The 17,599-nt window shown below is 49.9% G+C and carries 16 protein-coding genes and 1 other RNA gene; 9 read left to right on the top strand and 8 right to left on the bottom strand.

The genetic code is table 11. The annotated features are described in order from the left end of the window. Nucleotides 1-2: 2 nt before the first annotated feature. Nucleotides 3-1,298: a glycosyltransferase family protein gene (locus MJ611_RS14690; RefSeq protein ID WP_250430683.1), complete on the top strand. Its 1,296-nt coding sequence runs from the start codon at nucleotides 3-5 to the stop codon at nucleotides 1,296-1,298. Between the two features lie 66 nt (nucleotides 1,299-1,364). Further along, nucleotides 1,365-2,843 (top strand): lipopolysaccharide biosynthesis protein, encoded by a 1,479-nt coding sequence (locus MJ611_RS14685; protein ID WP_250430681.1) that lies wholly within the window; start codon nucleotides 1,365-1,367, stop codon nucleotides 2,841-2,843. A 58-nt stretch (nucleotides 2,844-2,901) separates the two neighbouring features. Here MJ611_RS14685 and MJ611_RS14680 read toward each other — a convergent pair whose 3' ends face one another. From MJ611_RS14680 to ffs, 4 genes are all read right to left on the bottom strand, one after another. Next, the gene (locus MJ611_RS14680) at nucleotides 2,902-3,612 is read right to left on the bottom strand and encodes a cell division ATP-binding protein FtsE (protein WP_250430679.1); all 711 of its coding nucleotides are present in this window, start codon (nucleotides 3,610-3,612) and stop codon (nucleotides 2,902-2,904) included. A gap of 6 nt (nucleotides 3,613-3,618) precedes the next feature. Next, complete coding sequence (locus MJ611_RS14675) at nucleotides 3,619-3,822, bottom strand: fructose-6-phosphate aldolase (protein ID WP_250430677.1); 204 nt, start codon at nucleotides 3,820-3,822, stop codon at nucleotides 3,619-3,621. 105 nt (nucleotides 3,823-3,927) lie between these two features. Continuing rightward, a complete protein-coding gene (fsa, locus tag MJ611_RS14670) occupies nucleotides 3,928-4,584 on the bottom strand; it encodes a fructose-6-phosphate aldolase (RefSeq protein ID WP_250430675.1) in 657 nt (218 codons plus the stop codon). Between the two features lie 231 nt (nucleotides 4,585-4,815). After that, nucleotides 4,816-4,913: signal recognition particle sRNA small type (gene ffs, locus MJ611_RS14665), an RNA gene on the bottom strand. Between the two features lie 904 nt (nucleotides 4,914-5,817). Here ffs and guaA point away from each other — a divergent pair. The 6 genes from guaA (at nucleotide 5,818) to MJ611_RS14635 (ending at nucleotide 12,294) form a co-directional block, all read left to right on the top strand. Then, nucleotides 5,818-7,347: a glutamine-hydrolyzing GMP synthase gene (guaA, locus tag MJ611_RS14660; protein WP_250430673.1), complete on the top strand. Its 1,530-nt coding sequence runs from the start codon at nucleotides 5,818-5,820 to the stop codon at nucleotides 7,345-7,347. A 117-nt stretch (nucleotides 7,348-7,464) separates the two neighbouring features. Further along, nucleotides 7,465-9,174, top strand: a complete 1,710-nt coding sequence (locus MJ611_RS14655) for an ABC transporter substrate-binding protein (RefSeq protein ID WP_250430671.1) — start codon at nucleotides 7,465-7,467, stop codon at nucleotides 9,172-9,174. 20 nt (nucleotides 9,175-9,194) lie between these two features. Next, on the top strand, nucleotides 9,195-10,493 hold the full coding sequence (hemL, locus tag MJ611_RS14650; RefSeq protein ID WP_250430669.1) for a glutamate-1-semialdehyde 2,1-aminomutase: 1,299 nt from the start codon (nucleotides 9,195-9,197) through the stop codon (nucleotides 10,491-10,493). 59 nt (nucleotides 10,494-10,552) lie between these two features. Continuing rightward, nucleotides 10,553-10,882 (top strand): DMT family transporter, encoded by a 330-nt coding sequence (locus MJ611_RS14645; RefSeq protein ID WP_250430667.1) that lies wholly within the window; start codon nucleotides 10,553-10,555, stop codon nucleotides 10,880-10,882. A 147-nt stretch (nucleotides 10,883-11,029) separates the two neighbouring features. Then, a complete protein-coding gene (dcd, locus tag MJ611_RS14640) occupies nucleotides 11,030-11,566 on the top strand; it encodes a dCTP deaminase (RefSeq protein WP_250430665.1) in 537 nt (178 codons plus the stop codon). A 221-nt stretch (nucleotides 11,567-11,787) separates the two neighbouring features. After that, a complete protein-coding gene (locus MJ611_RS14635) occupies nucleotides 11,788-12,294 on the top strand; it encodes a hypothetical protein (RefSeq protein ID WP_250430663.1) in 507 nt (168 codons plus the stop codon). Between the two features lie 93 nt (nucleotides 12,295-12,387). Here MJ611_RS14635 and gldC read toward each other — a convergent pair whose 3' ends face one another. Further along, nucleotides 12,388-12,726 carry a gliding motility protein GldC gene (gene gldC / locus MJ611_RS14630; RefSeq protein ID WP_250430662.1) on the bottom strand — a complete coding sequence of 113 codons (339 nt, stop codon included), beginning with the start codon at nucleotides 12,724-12,726 and terminating at the stop codon, nucleotides 12,388-12,390. Nucleotides 12,727-12,803: 77 nt separating this feature from the next. Here gldC and MJ611_RS14625 point away from each other — a divergent pair, with 77 nt between their 5' ends. Beyond that, complete coding sequence (locus MJ611_RS14625) at nucleotides 12,804-13,838, top strand: endonuclease/exonuclease/phosphatase family protein (RefSeq protein ID WP_250430660.1); 1,035 nt, start codon at nucleotides 12,804-12,806, stop codon at nucleotides 13,836-13,838. Between the two features lie 82 nt (nucleotides 13,839-13,920). On the opposite strand, the gene dnaN is transcribed toward MJ611_RS14625, so the two are convergent. The 3 genes from dnaN to gldF form a co-directional block, all read right to left on the bottom strand. Continuing rightward, nucleotides 13,921-15,045 (bottom strand): DNA polymerase III subunit beta, encoded by a 1,125-nt coding sequence (gene dnaN / locus MJ611_RS14620; protein WP_250430658.1) that lies wholly within the window; start codon nucleotides 15,043-15,045, stop codon nucleotides 13,921-13,923. Between the two features lie 106 nt (nucleotides 15,046-15,151). Further along, complete coding sequence (gene gldG / locus MJ611_RS14615) at nucleotides 15,152-16,861, bottom strand: gliding motility-associated ABC transporter substrate-binding protein GldG (RefSeq protein WP_250430657.1); 1,710 nt, start codon at nucleotides 16,859-16,861, stop codon at nucleotides 15,152-15,154. Beyond that, entirely contained in the window at nucleotides 16,855-17,583 is a 729-nt protein-coding gene (gene gldF, locus MJ611_RS14610) for a gliding motility-associated ABC transporter permease subunit GldF (protein WP_250430655.1), read from the bottom strand. Before gldF ends, gldG begins: the two co-directional genes overlap by 7 nt. Nucleotides 17,584-17,599: the final 16 nt, after the last annotated feature.

Here is a 17,599-nt window from a genome sequence, read left to right as displayed (position 1 = left end):
ACATGAAAAAATGGTACGCCATTTACAGCAGCATTCTGTACATGCACTTTTCGGAAGGCTTTCTGAAGCTGCCGGAAAGCGCCAAAAATGCGGCCTCTCCTAAAAGTCCGTTCCTGCGCCTCCTCCGCATGGCAGCCCATACGTTCTTCCGCCTTTTCGGAAACCTGTTCCAGTCGGTGGAGCAGCTGGAAAAGCTGCAGCACAAAGTATGGCTGTACGTGGTTAGCCAGAACAACTACGACAGCCTGCATTTTCTGCAGGAAGGCATACCCGATGCCGTGATGGTAGCCGGGCAGAGCAAGGAGATCGGCAAGTATAACCAGACGGTTGCACGCCTGTCACTCCGCAGAAAGCTGCTCTACTACTACAAGTTTCTGCCGCTTTTTTTTCAGTTCCTCGCGCACAGGAAACAGAGCACCCTGCGCTTTGTGGACTTGCTCTACGATGCCATCGGCTTTTATGAGATTTACCTGCAGAAGCTCCGCAAGTATAAACCGAGCTGCGTGGTGTTTGCCAACGACCACAACGCCGATGCCCGCGCCATGCTGCTGGCCGCCAAAAAGCTGGGGATAAAGACCGCTTATGTGCAGCATGCCAGCGTCAGCAACCTCTTCCCGCCACTGGCTTTTGACCTGAGCCTGCTGGAAGGTCAGGACTCGCTGGACAAGTATAAATTGTGTGGTCCGGTGGAAGGACGCGTAGAATTTATCGGCATGCCCAAAGCCGACAAGTTCGTGCCGCTTCGCAACCACCATTCTACCATCCAGACCATCGGCATTGGCTGCAACCTGATGGACCTGACCAAGGAGATCGAGCAGTTGCTGATACACTTGACCAAGGACTTTCCATCCCTTCAGATCATCCTCCGCCCCCACCCCCGCGACAAGCGCAACTTTGGGGCGCTGGCAAGTATAAGCTCTACCATCAGCATTTCCGACAGCCGCACCGTCGCTACCTTCGATTACCTGCGGCAGCTTGATGTGCAGATCAGCGGCAACTCAGGCATTCACCTGGAGGCGGTACTGCTCAACGTTTGGTCTATCTACTACAACTTCAACCCGAAGGAGGCGCTGCATGATTACTATGGCTATGTCGCCCACGGCCTGGTGGAGGCTGCTGCCAGTTACGAGGAACTGAGGCAGATGCTGCAGCAAAGTATAAACCAGCGGCCCGAAGTATACCTGCGGGCGCAGTATTATAATGCTACCGTCGGCACAGAGTACGATGGCAGGAGCGGTGAACTGGCCCTGCAGCACCTCCGCTCGTTTTTAGCAAACACAGTAGAGAGGAAGAAATAACATCAGATTCCTTCTTCATAATATATAGTATATTTGCCCCTTCTTTATCCTAAAGCACCACCATACATGCGTCATCTTCAGCGCGAGGGTATTTGGAACACCATAATTTCGTATGCCGGCATCCTGATCGGGTATGTAAATGTGATCCTGCTGTTCCCGAACATCCTGGAGCCGGACCAGGTGGGGCTCACGCGCCTGCTGCTTACCATAGCTGAGATGTTTGCCCAGTTCGCGGCGCTTGGCTTTGTGAACATGAGTGTGCGGTACTTCCCATACTTCCGCAACAAAGAGCAGCAGCACCATGGCTTTCTGTTCTGGCTGCTCTCGGTGCCCATGCTGGGTTTTGGCCTCATCACGATCCTGTTCCTGGTATTCAAACCGGTTGTAACTGATTATTACCAAGAGAACTCCGCTCTGCTGCTGGATTACTATTACTACATCATTCCGCTGGCGTTCTTCACGCTGCTGTTTAACCTGTTCACGGCATACCTGCGGTCGCTGTTCAAAACCATTGTCTCTTCCTTCGTAAAGGATTTTCTGTCGCGGGTCCTGATCCTATTGTTGCTGGTGGTCTATAGTTTCGGCTGGATGGACTTCCATACCTTTGTGCTCTGGTATGTAGGGGTAAACTCAGTGATTGCACTGGTGCTGATGGTGTATACCTTGTGGCTGAAACAGCTTTACCTGAAGCCTTCCTTTGCTACCATCGCCAGCATCGTGCCGATGCGGGAAATGCTGGTTTTCGGCCTGTTCACGTTCATGGGCAACATTTCGGTAACCATCATCAAAACGGTAGACCAAGTGATGATCAGCTCGGTCAGCCTGAGCGATAACGGTGTCTATACCACTGCTTTTTTCATTACCAGCGCCATCGTGACGCCTGCCCTGGCTATTTTCAAGATTGCTTTTCCGCAGGTGGCCGAGTTCTGGAAAGATCAGAACATGCCAGGATTGGCTAAATTTTACAAGCAGATCACGCTCATCAACCTTATCATCGGGCTGCTGCTCTTTATCGGTATCTGGGCCAACCTGGACAACCTGTTCTCGTTTATGCCGGAGGAATATCGTGAAGGGAAATATGTGGTGTTGTTTCTGGCGCTGGCCCGCCTGGTGGACCTGGCGACAGGTATAAACGGCATCATCCTGGCCACATCCGAAAAGTACCGCTGGGACCTGCTCTTTAACATTGTGCTGGCAGGCCTTACCATCTGGACAAACTACATCTTTATCCCACTATATGGCATGAACGGAGCGGCTTTTGCCACCATGCTCTCGCTGATTTTTATTAACCTGCTGCGGATGATCTTTGTGCTGTGGATCTACAAAATGCAGCCTTTCGCCTGGAGTTCTGTGGGGATACTTGCCATTTCTGCTGTGGCGTTGGGAGCATCCTACCTGCTACCCTACCTGGGCAATGTGTTCCTGGATATTGCCATACGCTCTGCGCTTATCACAGCGGTTTACGGGTCGCTTACGCTTGGCTTTAACGTATACCCGGAACTGAACCAGTGGGTACTGAAGCTTGCCGGAAGTGTAAAACGCTAACACCGAAGCAGCTTCAGGCTGCCCGGAAGTATAAAATCAGGGAAAGAGAAGTATAAAGTTAGAAGCCGTTGGTCAGGGTGAAGGCTTCTACCTGCGAATCCAGCACTTTACCGCTTTCGCACTTGAGCACACGGCGGGGGTAGCGATTGATGATCTCATAGTTGTGCGTGGCCATCAGCACAGCAGTACCGCTGTTATTGATTTCCTGGAATAGCTGCATGATGCCATCGGCCACCTGCGGGTCGAGGTTACCGGTTGGCTCATCGGCGAAAAGTATGGCAGGTTCGTTTAGCAGCGCACGGGCAATTACGATTCGTTGCTGCTCGCCACCTGAGAGTTGGTGCGGCATTTTATTCGCGGCTGCATCCAGACCTACCTGCATGAGTACCTCCGAAATACGCTGCTTTCGTTTCGATTTGTCTTTCCAGCCTGTGGCACGCAGTACAAACGAGAGGTTTTCGGATACGGTGCGGTCTACCAGCAACTGAAAATCCTGGAAGATGATACCAATTTTACGGCGCAGGAAGGGTACCTGCTGGCGCGGCAGTTTGCTTAACCTGAAATCGGCTACAGTGGCAGAGCCCGTCAGCAGCGGCAGATCGGCATAAAGAGTTTTGAGAAGGGAGCTTTTTCCGCTTCCGGTACGGCCCACCAGGTAGACGAACTCCCCCTTGTCAATATCAAAATTGACATTACTCAGGATGGTGTTCATGTCTTGATAGATCGCTACATCGCGCAGCGAAACAACCGGGGAAGAAGAAAAACTCATAAATACTTAAATCTCTAATTTCTGAAGCTTGCCAAATTCCAGTCCTTCAATGAGGGCGGCAAGCGCCTCCTCTTTCCCCTCCAGGCCATAGCGGTCGAGGTTTTTAAGCGGACGGTCGGCACGAAAATACGCGATCAACACAAAATTATCGTCGCGCAACTGTATGTAATCCGGAATTTTGGCCTTGCCTTTTACCTTGATGATGTACATCGGGATGAATTACGAATTATGAATTATGAATTACGAATTAGGGGTGCAGCCGAGAAGACCTCTCTTATGGCACTCTTAATTCGTAATTCGTAACTCGTAATTAACTTATTTGTTTCCTTTGGCGTGGTCGGCCAGGAACTTCTGCAGACCAATGTCGGTAAGCGGGTGGTTCAGCAGGCTGGTTATCACGTTCAGTGGGCAGGTAACCACATCAGCTCCGATCTCAGCGCACTGCACCAGGTGCATTACGTGGCGCACAGAAGCAGCCAGCACTTGTGTCTGGTAGCCGTAGTTGCCATAGATCTGAACGATCTGCTCGATCAGCTGCAAACCATCGGTAGACACATCGTCAAGACGACCTACAAACGGAGACACGTAGGTTGCACCTGCTTTAGCCGCTAGCAAAGCCTGACCGGCTGAGAATACCAGCGTGCAGTTTGTTTTGATACCTTTTTCGCTGAAATAACGGATTGCTTTCACGCCGTCGCGGATCATCGGCACTTTCACCACGATGTTTGGGTGCAGGTCGGCCAGAATCTCACCTTCGCGTACCATGCCGTCAAAATCGGTAGCAATTACTTCTGCGCTGATGTCGCCATCTACTATTTCGCAAATCTGCTTGTAGTGCGCCATTACGTTGTCGTGGCCAAAGATACCTTCTTTAGCCATAAGCGAAGGGTTGGTGGTAACACCATCCAATACGCCGAGGTCATGTGCCTCCTGGATTTCCTGCAGGTTTGCAGTATCGATAAAGAATTTCATAATGCTGGAAAAGTAGATTTGCCTACAAATCTAACGCAATAAGTACTAACACAAAAGACAAAACACAAAAGATGTAAGGTATAATGCTTTGGAGCTGTTTTTAAGGGGTGAAATAGGGGCTTCAGCAAGTATAAACAGTTGGCTATTAGCTACAAGTATACATTTGATTTGGTACTTAGCAGGAAGCGAAAACTTGAAGCCAGGAGGAGGATCCTTGAGGTAGGGGCAAAAAAAGTGGCAAACCAACATCGCGCCGCTACAACCATCTACCCTTGCTACCTTCCGGTCCTGGGGGAGTTCGACGGGAGCTGGCCGTGTCGATTTGCCGTTACAAAAGTAGTAATTTTATACTTCACCGCAAGGGTAATCAGTATAAAAAGTTTAAAAATCTACAGTTTGAAGTATAAAGTGCAGTGTGCTAGCATGTTTATTTTACTGTCATTTCGAATGCAATGAGAAATCTGATACAGTTTTATAGTGGAGTAAGCAAGCCTTTGCTTCGTAGTTGCCTGTTTTTCCTCAGTCATACTTGTCTATACTTTCATAGTCTCTATTGGTGCGCTCAGGGCCGCGGGGCCTCGTCCTGGGGGTAGGGGCCCTCGATGAAGGGCATCGCGCTTTCTAGCTTTCCTTTGCTACCCTTCGGTCGCAATGCCCTCACGGGCACCGGAAACCCAGAAGGCGCTCAACCCAAGGACTGGAAACGATACTGCTTTGTAGGCTGCTATGCAACTTCAGCCAAGTCCCCCTTTGAAGGAGGTAGGGGGATGTTAAGACAGTAGCTATGAAATTATACTTTTAAAGTATAGCAGTGTCAGAACTCCCTTCCTTAGACAAGGAGGTGTTAGGGGTGGTTGGGCAACAACAACTATGAAAGTATAACCCCATCTATGCTAAAGGCAGAAATTCCCTTCTTGAGAGGGGCAGGGAGTGTGTTTATACTTTGCCTGTATCAGATTTCTCCCGCTGGTCGAAATGACAGTAAAAGATGGTAACTCTCTTTTCCCTATGTCCTAGTTAGGCACGAAGCTGAAGAAATGCGCCAGAAAGTATATTTAGCAAAACCCCCTCCCCTGTTCTTAGGGGAGGGCTGGGTGGGGTTATATACGAGAATTAGGAAATCCACATGTTACAAGTATACACTATTACGAACAAATATCACTATAACTTCCCTCCCCAACACTTATATCTAAAAGTATTGGCAAAAACTATAAAAGCGCCTTACCTTTGCGCATGCCAGAAAAAATACTCATCCTCGACTTTGGCTCCCAATACACCCAGCTTATTGCCAGAAGGGTACGCGAGCTTAACGTATATTGTGAGATCTATCCTTACAATCATGTTCCAGCACTAACGGACGATGTGAAAGGCGTCATCCTTTCGGGCAGCCCCTGCTCGGTGCGCGACGCAGAGCATCCAACCATCGACCTGAACCATTACATGGGCAAACTGCCGTTACTGGGCGTGTGTTATGGTGCGCAGCTGATCGCCCACGAGCTTCACGGTGAAGTTACTCCTTCTACCATCCGGGAATACGGTCGCGCCAGGCTTGCAGAACTGCATACGACCAACCGTCTGATGAAAGAGCTGACCCTGGGCTCTCAGGTGTGGATGTCGCACGGCGATACGATCAAAGAAATTCCGATCAACTTCGAAGTAATTGCCAGCACCGATACAGTGCGCGTTGCCGCTTACAAGCTTCGCGATCAGGAAACCTATGGCATTCAGTTCCACCCGGAAGTAACACACTCAGAAGAAGGCAAGACCCTGCTTCGTAACTTCGTGGTACACATTTGCGGTTGCACCCAAGACTGGACCTCCGAGCAGTTCATCGACAGCACTGTGGCTGAGCTACAGCAAACGCTGGGCAATGACAAAGTAGTACTGGGCCTATCCGGTGGTGTAGACTCCAGCGTGGCCGCCATGCTCATTCACCAGGCGATCGGCAAAAACCTGTACTGTATTTTCGTAGACAACGGCCTGCTGCGCAAAGACGAGTTCGAGAACGTGCTCGACTCTTACAAGCACATGGGCCTGAACGTGAAAGGTGTTGACGCTAAAAACAAATTCTACTCGGCTCTGGCCGGCCTTACCGATCCGGAAGCAAAGCGCAAAGCCATTGGCCGTGTATTTATTGAGGTATTTGATGAGGAAGCCCACCAGATAGAGGATGTGAAGTGGCTGGCACAAGGCACCATCTACCCGGACGTAATCGAATCGGTAAGCGTAAAAGGTCCGTCGGCTACTATCAAGTCGCATCACAACGTAGGTGGTCTGCCTGATTTCATGAAACTGAAAGTGGTAGAGCCACTGAAAACGCTTTTCAAAGACGAAGTGCGCCTGGTAGGCCGTACCCTCAAAATCGACGAAGCTATACTGGGCCGCCATCCTTTCCCAGGTCCGGGTCTGGCTATCCGTATACTCGGTGATATCACAGCAGAAAAGGTACATATTTTGCAGCAGGTAGATCATATCTTCATCAGCAACCTGAAGAAGACCGGCCTGTACGACGAAGTATGGCAGGCAGGCGCTATCCTGCTGCCGGTGCAATCGGTAGGTGTGATGGGCGATGAGCGTACCTATGAAAACGTGGTAGCCTTGCGCGCCGTAACCAGCGTGGACGGTATGACCGCCGACTGGAGCCGTCTGCCGTATGAGTTCCTGGCAGATGTATCGAACGAGATCATCAACAAGGTGAAAGGCGTAAACCGCGTGGTGTACGACATCAGCTCCAAGCCACCAGCCACTATTGAGTGGGAGTAAGATATAATGAGTGAATGAGTGATTTTTGAATGAGTGAATTCCAGTATAGCCCAGAGTATGGGGTGCAAAGATTCACTCATTCACACAGTCACTCATTCAAAATTTAAAACAGAACCTATGAAGAGAAGCTTTATCAAGCATGTTGCGGGCGTATTGGTGATGGCTGCCCTGGCCATGCCGGCACAGGCCCAGTTGCAGGATTACGGAGTAAACTATAAAAACGGGAAAACCCTGATCGATCAGCAGCAATACGACAAGGCCATGGCCGAGCTATTGCCTGTTACAAATGCTGCCTCCAACAACACCTATGCTCCCGAAGCTTCTTATTTATATGCGCTGGCTGCCCTGAAAGCAAACAAGCTCCCGCAGGCCCACAAGATGTTGCTGCAACTCAAAGAGCAGCACAAGGACTGGCAGAGTATGGCGGAGGCGAATTACCTGCTGGCAAACGTACTCTTCGAGGAAAAGGAGTATGAACGTGCTTTGTCCGAACTGGATCAGCTCTCTTCTTCCAAACTTTCTGCTGACGCGGAAGGCCTGAAACGGTATTACCTGAACCGCCTGAACGACAGAGCCGCTTACGAAAAATTGCTGCAGCGGTACCCAGACGACAAAATCGTAGCGCAGGTATATGCTGATAAATTGCTGTCCGGCTGGTACAAGCCACAGGATAAGGCTAAACTGGAAAGCATCGTATCAAAGCACAAGCTGGACCGCGACCGTTACCTGCGGGCAGGAAGCGCAAACAAGCAAGGGTATAACGTTGCTGTGCTGCTGCCTTTCCAATTAAACCAGAATCTGGCCCAGACAGCCCGAAAGAACCAGTTCGTGACAGACCTGTATGCAGGCATGCAACTGGCACAGGACTCCCTTCGGAAACAGGGGATCACCATCAACCTGTTTGCCTACGATACCGGCTCCGATACCACGGGTGTCAGGAAAGTACTATCTACGCCGGAACTGAAGCAGATGGACCTGGTGGTAGGGCCTGTGTATAAATCGGCTGCGAAAATGGCGGCACAGTTTGCCGAGCAGAACAACATCAACGTGATCAACCCGCTGTCGCAGGACCTGGAACTGACGCGTAATAACGAGAACGTCTTTTTATTTGAGTCGTCTGTAGCAACGCAGGCACGCCAGGCAGCTACTTACGCTTACAACACCTTTACTCCCAAAACGGCTGTTATACTTTTCGAGAACTCCAAAGACGATACCACCTTTGCCTCCCATTACCGCCAGCAGTTCATTAAACTTGGAGGCAAGGTAAAAACCTATAAAAAAATCAACTCCAGCCAAAGTACAGCTACAGCTACTACTTTTAACAACCTAAAACTGGACGAAGTAGGTCACCTGGCTGTGTTTTCTGACAAGATGACGGCCGCTGTAAATGCAACCAGTGTGCTGAGTGCCCTGCCGGTGCGAATGCCGCTCATGACCTACGAGTCGTGGCTGGACATCAACCAGATTTCGCTGAAGCAACTGGATGAGCAGGAAGTATACTTTATCTCCCCGAAGTATATGAACAAAATGTCGTCGCAGGCCAATGGTTTCCGCAGAAGCTATGTTTCCAGGTATAACCTCCCCCCTTCTTCCTATGCCTATGCAGGTTTTGAGATGCTGTACTATTTCGGATCGATGTTGAAAGCGTATGGTCCTCATTTTAATGGCTCGCTGGCAGAGGCAGGCATAAGGCCGGGTGTTTTTTACCAGGCTGTGGGGTATACCGATGCCGCAGCACGTAAAGAGGTACGGCACGATAATCAGTTTGTACCGATAACCAAACTGGAGAACTTACAACTTATGGTGGTAAACCCGGTTTACAACTAACATCAGATACTTATTCCGACATGAACAAATCAACTATAAGCGACGAGCTGTTTCTGCGCGCGCAGCAATCTATTCCGGGTGGCGTTAACTCGCCGGTAAGAGCCTTCAGAGCAGTGGGTGGCCACCCGCGTTTTATGGTTTCTGCCAAAGGGCCCTTTATGTACGACGAGGATGGTAACCGATACATCGACCTGATCAACTCCTGGGGACCGATGATTTTGGGCCATGCCGCTGAGATCGTGCAGGAAGCAATCATGCAAGCGATCCCCAATTCGCTGTCGTTCGGCGCCCCTACCCGTAAAGAAGTTGAGATTGCCGAGCTGATCATCGACATGGTGCCTTCCATCGAGAAGGTGCGCATGGTAAACTCCGGAACAGAGGCTACGATGTCGGCTATTCGTGTAGCCAGAGGTTACACCGGCCGAGATAAGATCATCAAGTTTGAAGGCTGCTACCATGGCCACGGCGACTCGTTCCTGATCGCTGCCGGCAGCGGTGCCGTTACCTTGGGTGTTCCGGATAGCCCGGGCGTAACCAAGGGCGTTGCCCTGGATACGCTTACCGCTCCTTACAACGACCTGGAAGCGGTAAAAACACTGGTAGAGGCCAACAAAAACCAGGTGGCTGCTATCATCCTCGAGCCGGTTGTCGGCAACATGGGCCTGGTTATTCCGCAGCAGGGCTTCCTGCAGGACCTGCGCGACCTGTGCGACAGAGAAGGCATTGTGCTGATTTTTGACGAGGTGATGACCGGCTTCCGTCTGGCCCCGGGCGGCGCTCAGGAACTGTTTGGTATCACACCGGATATGTCTACGCTGGGTAAGATCATTGGCGGAGGTATGCCTGTAGGTGCCTATGGCGGCAAGAAAGAGATCATGGACTTTGTGGCTCCTGCAGGACCAGTGTACCAGGCCGGAACATTATCGGGTAACCCGATCGCGATGTCGGCGGGTATGGCCATGCTAACGTATCTGCGTAACCACCCGGAAGTATACACCAACCTGGAGGCTACGACAGCCAGGATGGTAAGCGGCATGCAGGAGAACATGCAGAAACTGGGGCTGAACTATACCATCAACCGGGTAGGCTCTATGTTCAGCATTTTCTTTACACAGCAGCCGGTTGTAGATTTTGCCAGCGCTCAAACATCAGACACAGCGCTGTTCGGCCGCTACTTCAACAGCATGTTGCAGAAAGGAGTATACCTAGCTCCGTCGCAATACGAGACCCTGTTCGTTTCCACAGCCATTACCGATGATCTGGTGGACCAATACCTGCAGGCCAACTACGAAGCATTGCAGGAAGTGCACAACAGCTAAGAAGAAGTATAACTATTTACAGGTATTGCGTAAGCAAGAGAAAGTAAATTTCCCTCCTTATGCATTACCTGTACTTACTAATCGCGATTATTAGTGAAGTTGCCGCAACAAGCGCTTTAAAGGCCTCGGAGCAGTTTACCAAGCCGCTCCCAAGTATAATTGTAGTGCTGGGCTATGCATCTTCCTTTTACTTTCTGAGCCTGACGTTAAGGACAATGACTGTAGGTATCGCTTACGCCATCTGGTCAGGAATAGGCACGATACTAATTGCCGTGATCGGGGTGCTTCTTTACAGGCAACAACTCGATTTTCCTGCTGTTATTGGCCTTGCGCTGATCATCGCCGGTGTAATTATCATCAATGTTTTCTCCCGTTCGGTAGGGCATTAGTAAATAAAGTATAACATTTTATAAAACAGGTTAGCGGCAGCCCTTTACAGAAGCTGCCGCTTTTGTTTTGCCGCTCTCCTGCCACAATAATGAATATCAACATTTCATCAATTTTCCTTACTTTTACAATCCATTTAGCGCACCCCCATGATTTTAACAGATAAGCAGATTTTAGAGGAGATCGAGAAAGGCACCATTCTGGTTGAGCCTTTTAACCGCGCCTGCCTCGGCACCAATTCCTACGACGTACACCTGGGCCGCTACCTGGCCACTTACCGCAACGAGGTACTGGACGCACGGCAGCACAACGAGATCGATGTATTTGAGATACCGGAAGAAGGCTATGTGCTGCTGCCGAACACCTTATACCTGGGTGTGACCCGTGAGTATACTGAAACACACGCCCACGTGCCATTCTTAGAAGGCAAGTCAAGCGTTGGCCGTCTGGGGATAGATATCCATGCAACAGCCGGTAAAGGCGACGTAGGCTTCTGCAATACCTGGACTTTAGAGATTTCGGTAACACAACCAGTACGCGTGTACTATGGCATGCCGATCGGCCAGCTCATCTACTTTGAGGTGAAAGGCGGAATTGAGAACTATTACAATGCCAAAGCCAATGCCAAGTATAACAACCGCACCATCACGCCGGTAGAGTCCATGATGTGGAAAAATACCTGGTAACGAAACCATAACTCTTACAGAAGCCTGACCGTAATGAAAGTCAGGCTTTTTTATTGGCACTTTTTCTGTACAATTTAAGAAGTAATTAATTTAAGCGATATCGGAATTATTTAGCAGGGCAAGGCGTTATATATATGTGGCTGATCGGAAACGCGGAGGCTCAAAAACAACTAAGGTAGAACTGAAAAACGACTAAGATTATGAAAAAGCTAATGGTTTGTATGTGTATGACTTTCGGTATCATGTGTGGTGCAACTGCAAAGGGCAATACAAATACCTCGGTAAAGAAAGAAAATGCAACAGAGAAGAATGAAAAAGCTGCTGCTACCGAGAACAAAGCCGCTGCCATAGTTGAACTGAGAGCCAACAAGCTTACAGACGATATGATCCGTGAATTGCGTCTGAACAATTACCAGGCGAAAAAGCTACGTGCGATCAACATGGATAAAGTTGCAAAAATGAAGGCGATCGAAGACCAATTTGCCGGAAACCAGCAGCTGATCGATGCAAAATGCAAAGCGGTTTGCGACGAGCGTGACAGCGAACTGGAAGCTGTGTTGAGCACTGTGCAGTACAACCACTACTTCGGCGATCGTAAGATCTACAGCAAGCGTGACAAAGAGTTTGTAGCAAGCCTTAGTGCCCCAGCTAAAGAGCAGAACAAAGCTAAGGAGCAACTGGCAACTTCAGGTTCTGCTACTGAAGCAACTACTGCCACTGTTAACTAATACAACTAGTAGCTAACGCTATTCAAGTATACTTTATAAAACAGGAAAGCCGCCTAAATAGGGCGGCTTTCCTGTTTTATAAAATCTATAGGATTAAGAGTTTTTCTTTCTGTCTTCCTCTACATGGTCCATCAGTTCCTGGCAAAGGGCTCTCATTTTGTCAGCCATTACCTTATCGCTGGTAGCCGTCATAATGCTTTGCGCCATGGCCCCGATCGTATCGATGTAGAAGTACTTCATTTCCTCTACAGGCATATCTTTCGTCCAAAGGTCAATCTTCATGGTACCGGCCTCATCGCGGTCCCAGAGCGAAATATTGATGGCCTTGGCAAAGTGGATCTTTTCACCTGCATCGGTGGCACGCCAGCTGATGGCTTCAGGAACCCGCTGGTCGTCCAAAGCTATACTGAAGAATATCTCTGATTTTTTCATTTTCACTTATTTTAAACTTTGTACTATATATATCTCGTACTATGCTTGAATTACATATATAGGTACAAAGTTACGCGATGCGCCACGGAATAAAAACCTTCTTTTTTCTTTTTACACTTACTATCCTATCGGGGTGCGCCACCCTGACGACGACTTTCAGGAAAGAGAAAACCTACACAGTAGCTTTCTACAACGTCGACAATTTATTTGATCCGGCCAACGACCCCAAAACAGCCGATGATGACTTTACCCCACAAGGGGAAATGAAATGGGATAAGAAACGCTACGACAACAAGCTAAAGCACATCAAAGCGGTTATCGAATCAATGGGCGAAAAGGGAGGCCCGGCTATACTTGGTCTTGCCGAGGTGGAGAGCCGGCAGGTAGTGCAGGACATCGTAAACACAGCCAGCCTGCGCAACAAAACCTACGGGATCATCCATTACGACTCACCAGACAGGCAGGGGCTGGATGTAGCCCTGCTGTACAGGCCAAAAATTTTCAAGCCTACTGCCCAGCGAAGTATACCGATAGATTTCCCGGGAGATTTCCGCTCACGTGACATCTTGCAGGTAAGCGGGCTATTAGAAGGAGAACCTGTTACCATTCTTGTAACGCATTGGCCTGCCAGCAACGGCAATCCGAAGCTGAATGAAAGCCGGCGCAGGGCTGCAGCAGCTGCCTTACGCAAGCAAATCGACGCTGTACAGAAAGCAGACAAACAGGCCCGCATCTTAGTTATGGGTGATTTCGAGGACGAGCCTCGTTCGGCAAACATTGAACAGGTACTGAAAGCAACCGGAAGGCCAAACCCCTACTATGCGGATGAGCTTTACAATGCCTTTTACCTTTCCTACATACAGGGCTTGGGAAGCTATTTCCAGCGCGGCGATTTTCGTATGCCCGATCAGATCATGCTGTCCAAGTCATGGATCGATGGAAAAGGGCTGCAATACGTGCGAGGGTCTGCCACCATACACGACCCGGAATTCAGCAAGTTTACGCTGGGCAAGTATAAAGACACTCCCCGCCGTACCTATGCCAACACGCTTTACCTGGATGGCTACAGCGACCATTTCCCGGTATACATTAAAGTACAGAAAGTACGTTAAGTATAAACTTGAAACAGCGTAACGTATAAATCAAAAAGGCGGACCAAATGGCCCGCCTTATCAACGTTAGGAGAACTTATCTTTATACGTAGTTATTCAGCATTACAGGCATTACCAGCATCAGTACGCTCTCGTTATCCTCATTGGCAATTGGCATCAGCAAACCGGCTCTGTTCGGGGTAGAAAGCTCAAACGTGATCTCGTCTGAATCGATGTTGTTGAGCATCTCGATCAGGAATTTGGCATTGAATCCGATTTCCATGTCCTCGCCTTCGTACTGGCAGGCCAGGCGCTCGTTTGCCTCGTTCGAAAAGTCCAGGTCCTCAGCAGAAACCTGAAGCTCAGAACCAGACAATTTCAGACGGATCTGGTGCGTGGTTTTGTTCGAGTAGATCGAGATACGCTTCACAGAGCTCAACAGGTCGTAACGGTCAATCACGAGCTTGTTCGGGTTCTGTACCGGAATTACGTTTTCATAATCCGGGTAGCGCTCGTCGATGAGACGGCAAATCATGCGGATGTTATCGAAGCTAAAGAAAGCATTCGACTGGTTGAACTCCATGCGTACAGCAGTAGCCTCAGAGGGCAGCGTAGACTTCAGCAACGTGAAGGCCTTGCGCGGAATAATGAGGGAAGCCTCCTGATTGGTAGCAATATCCGTACGGCGGAAGCGCAACAGGCGGTGGCCGTCAGTAGCTACGAACGTAACATTATCAGAACGCAGCTGTACGAAGATACCCGTCATAGCCGGGCGAAGCTCGTCGTTGCTAACTGCGAAAATAGTTTTGTTAATGGCTCTTGCCAGCACGTTCGAAGGAATCTCGATCGCATTGGCACCCTTCACTACCGGCACACGCGGGAAATCCGTAGCGTTCTCACCGGAAAGTTTGTAGCGGCCGTTCGAAGAGCTGATCTCGATCGTATAAGTCTCCTCATCAATCGTGAAGGTAACCGGCTGATCAGGCAGGTTCTTCAGTGTCTCCAGCAGGATCTTAGCAGGAGCGGCAATACGACCGCTCTCCTTCGCCTCTACCTGCAGCTCCGTGATCATGGAGGTTTCCAGGTCGCTGGCGGTAATGGTCAGCGTGCTGCCGTTGATTTCGAACAGGAAGTTTTCCAGGATAGGCACCACCGGGTTGTTGGTTACCACTCCGTTTATGCTGGATAACTGCTTCAAAAGAGCAGATGAAGAGACGATAAATTTCATTATGTATAGCTATAATGTTATTTGGACAAAGTTAAAAATATTTCACATTTATACTAGCTGTTTTCTACAGGCTTTTTCAGCTTTTTAGGCTACAGAAAGTAAAATTTTAGAAGCGCTCATACTTGCGCTTGCGCAGGTAGTACCGTACAACTCCAAAAATACCCAGCAGCACGATAGGCGCTACCAGGTTCAGCAGCTGCCAGCGGGTGCGCTCCTCTTTTACGCGCACCTTATCCAGTGGCCGGAGCACAATTTCCTTGCTGCGTACATTGATCAGGCCTTCCGAATCGAGCAGGTAATGGATGGTGTTCAGAGCCAGTTCCTTGTTTGCAAACGTTACGTTGTTGTAGCGGTCAAAACCCAGTTCATAGGCCTGTCCGGTACGAGGGTTTACCTCGTTGCGCACCAGGTCGCCATCCGAGAAAACCGCAATCTTGGTTTCGGCACCCTGTTCCTTCACCTTCGTATCTGCCACACCCTGTGGCGCACGCCTATTCCGGAAAAGCGACGTAAACTTACCCTCCAGCAAATAGCCCACTGCCTGAGGGCCTGCCTGGTACTGCTCCGGGTTTACTTCCATACGTGCTTCTTCCAGCGACAGCGGTACTGGCGCCTGCATTACACGCGAGTACTGGGAAGTATAAATTAAAGGCGTTTTGCGGATGCCATCGGCCTTTACGGTATCCATCGTACCAATAAACTTGCTATACACCGCATCCAGGTTGCGTGTGATCGGGTGCTTGCTGAAGTTGTTGAGCAGCGGGTAAAAGCGCCAGTTGATCATCTCGGTCTGTGGCCGCTCACCCATGTAGCCGGTCACCATCGGGATGAAGCCGGAATTCAGGTCCATGATCATCGTCGGGTTCAGGCGCACACCATAACGGAACAGCAGATCGTCGAGGTTGAGGTTGTAGGGCATCGCGAACATGCCGCCTGCACCTACGCTGTCCATGTTGGCGTTCAGGGCATCGACAAAAAACACGGCCTTGCCCCCGTTCATGATATACTGGTCGATCTTATACTTGTCTGCCTCCGTGAACTGACTGGTCGGCTTGGCTATGATGATCAAATCAAGTTCCTTCATCGTGGCCATCGGTAACTGTGCGAGCTCGCCACGCGCCACCCGGTAGTATTCACCAAGCGATCCTACCAGATCGGCTACCTGCGGCTGCTCCAACTCTCCATGACCTTCAATGTAGCCGATGATCTTGCTTCCCTGGAAAGCCAGCTTACGGATAGCCGTAGCCAACTCATACTCCACGCCCTCCACCGACTGGTTCAGGCGCTCGTCCGCAGAAGCGGCGAGGTTTCCTTTGAGCAGGTTTACGGCTGCTTCCTTGCCTTTATACTTTACCAAAGCTCCCGGAAACACCAGACGCTCCACCTGCTTTCCTTCTTCGGTAGCGCGCAGGTTGGTAGGCATAATGCCTTTTTTAGCCAACTGGGTAAAATACTCGGTACGGCTCTTCTCATCCTTAATGGCTGTCGGGTCGATGAACACGTAGCGCAGGTTGCCACCGGCATAAATCCGGAATTCGTCCAGCGTTTCGCGCACTGACTGCTGCAGGCGCTTGAAACCGGCCGGGAAGTCGCCTTCCAGGTATACTTCCACCACCACCTCGTCGGGCAGCTCACCCAGCATTTGTTTGGTAACCGGAGCGATGGTGTACCGCTTATCCTCGGTCAGGTCGAGGCGGAAGAAGTAGGTGGCGGCCAGGATGTTCAGAAGTATAAATGCACCAACCCAGATCAGAAAACGGGTAATATCGCGGGTGCGCTTGCTTTGATGTTGCACTGCTGCCTCTTGCGTTACCATTTTCTGCTGCTTAAAACAAGTTTCGTAGATAGAACCATGATGGCGATCACGCTCAGGAAGTAGAGCACATCGCGCGAATCGATAAGGCCTTTGCTGATGGCGTTGTAGTGGTAAGAAATACCCAACTGGCTGACCAGATAGCTATACTTGCCCCAGAACGAGATCGAAGCGATCAGATCAAAGCCAGTGTAAATGATGTAGCACATAAACACCGCGATAACGAAGGAAATGATCTGGTTATCAGAAATGGAGGAAGCAAACACGCCAATAGCAGTAAATACACCGGCCAGAAAGATTAACCCAATGTAAGAGCCTACCACCGCAGCAGAATCAACGTTGCCCTGCGGGTTGCCTAGTTCATACACTGTGTAGTAGTAAATAAGCGTTGGCACCAGCGCAAACAGTGCCAGCAGCAGCGCTGCAAAGTATTTGCCAAGTATAAGCTGCAGGTCTGTGATCGGTTTGGTGAGCAGCAGTTCGATAGTGCCTTCGCGCTTCTCTTCGGCAAAGGTGCGCATGGTAATGGCCGGGATCAGGAACAGGAACAGCCACGGCGCCATGTTAAAGAGCGTCTGCATATCGGCAAAGCCGTAGTCGAGCACGTTGCTTTCCGGGAACACCCACATGAACATGCCAATCGCCACCAAAAACACCGTGATCACGATGTAGGCGATCAGCGAGTTCAGAAAGCCGTTGAATTCTTTTTTAAGTATAGCGAACATTCTTTTTAATTATGAA

The organism is Pontibacter ruber, assembly GCF_023630205.1.
In the GTDB taxonomy this organism is placed as follows: Bacteria; Bacteroidota; Bacteroidia; order Cytophagales; family Hymenobacteraceae; genus Pontibacter; species Pontibacter ruber.
This window is presented reverse-complemented; position numbering and strand designations above follow the sequence as displayed.

What these genes read in the sequence shown, in the direction of transcription:
- fsa (WP_250430675.1), bottom strand. Translation starts at nt 4,584, where the DNA reads ATGAAATTCTTTATCGATACTGCAAACCTGCAGGAAATCCAGGAGGCA.
- gldF (WP_250430655.1), bottom strand. Translation starts at nt 17,583, where the DNA reads ATGTTCGCTATACTTAAAAAAGAATTCAACGGCTTTCTGAACTCGCTG.
- MJ611_RS14655 (WP_250430671.1), top strand. Translation starts at nt 7,465, where the DNA reads ATGAAGAGAAGCTTTATCAAGCATGTTGCGGGCGTATTGGTGATGGCT.
- gldC (WP_250430662.1), bottom strand. Translation starts at nt 12,726, where the DNA reads ATGAAAAAATCAGAGATATTCTTCAGTATAGCTTTGGACGACCAGCGG.
- MJ611_RS14625 (WP_250430660.1), top strand. Translation starts at nt 12,804, where the DNA reads ATGCGCCACGGAATAAAAACCTTCTTTTTTCTTTTTACACTTACTATC.
- dnaN (WP_250430658.1), bottom strand. Translation starts at nt 15,045, where the DNA reads ATGAAATTTATCGTCTCTTCATCTGCTCTTTTGAAGCAGTTATCCAGC.
- MJ611_RS14685 (WP_250430681.1), top strand. Translation starts at nt 1,365, where the DNA reads ATGCGTCATCTTCAGCGCGAGGGTATTTGGAACACCATAATTTCGTAT.
- MJ611_RS14690 (WP_250430683.1), top strand. Translation starts at nt 3, where the DNA reads ATGAAAAAATGGTACGCCATTTACAGCAGCATTCTGTACATGCACTTT.
- guaA (WP_250430673.1), top strand. Translation starts at nt 5,818, where the DNA reads ATGCCAGAAAAAATACTCATCCTCGACTTTGGCTCCCAATACACCCAG.
- MJ611_RS14635 (WP_250430663.1), top strand. Translation starts at nt 11,788, where the DNA reads ATGTGTATGACTTTCGGTATCATGTGTGGTGCAACTGCAAAGGGCAAT.
- MJ611_RS14645 (WP_250430667.1), top strand. Translation starts at nt 10,553, where the DNA reads ATGCATTACCTGTACTTACTAATCGCGATTATTAGTGAAGTTGCCGCA.
- hemL (WP_250430669.1), top strand. Translation starts at nt 9,195, where the DNA reads ATGAACAAATCAACTATAAGCGACGAGCTGTTTCTGCGCGCGCAGCAA.
- MJ611_RS14680 (WP_250430679.1), bottom strand. Translation starts at nt 3,612, where the DNA reads ATGAGTTTTTCTTCTTCCCCGGTTGTTTCGCTGCGCGATGTAGCGATC.
- dcd (WP_250430665.1), top strand. Translation starts at nt 11,030, where the DNA reads ATGATTTTAACAGATAAGCAGATTTTAGAGGAGATCGAGAAAGGCACC.
- gldG (WP_250430657.1), bottom strand. Translation starts at nt 16,861, where the DNA reads ATGGTAACGCAAGAGGCAGCAGTGCAACATCAAAGCAAGCGCACCCGC.
- MJ611_RS14675 (WP_250430677.1), bottom strand. Translation starts at nt 3,822, where the DNA reads ATGTACATCATCAAGGTAAAAGGCAAGGCCAAAATTCCGGATTACATA.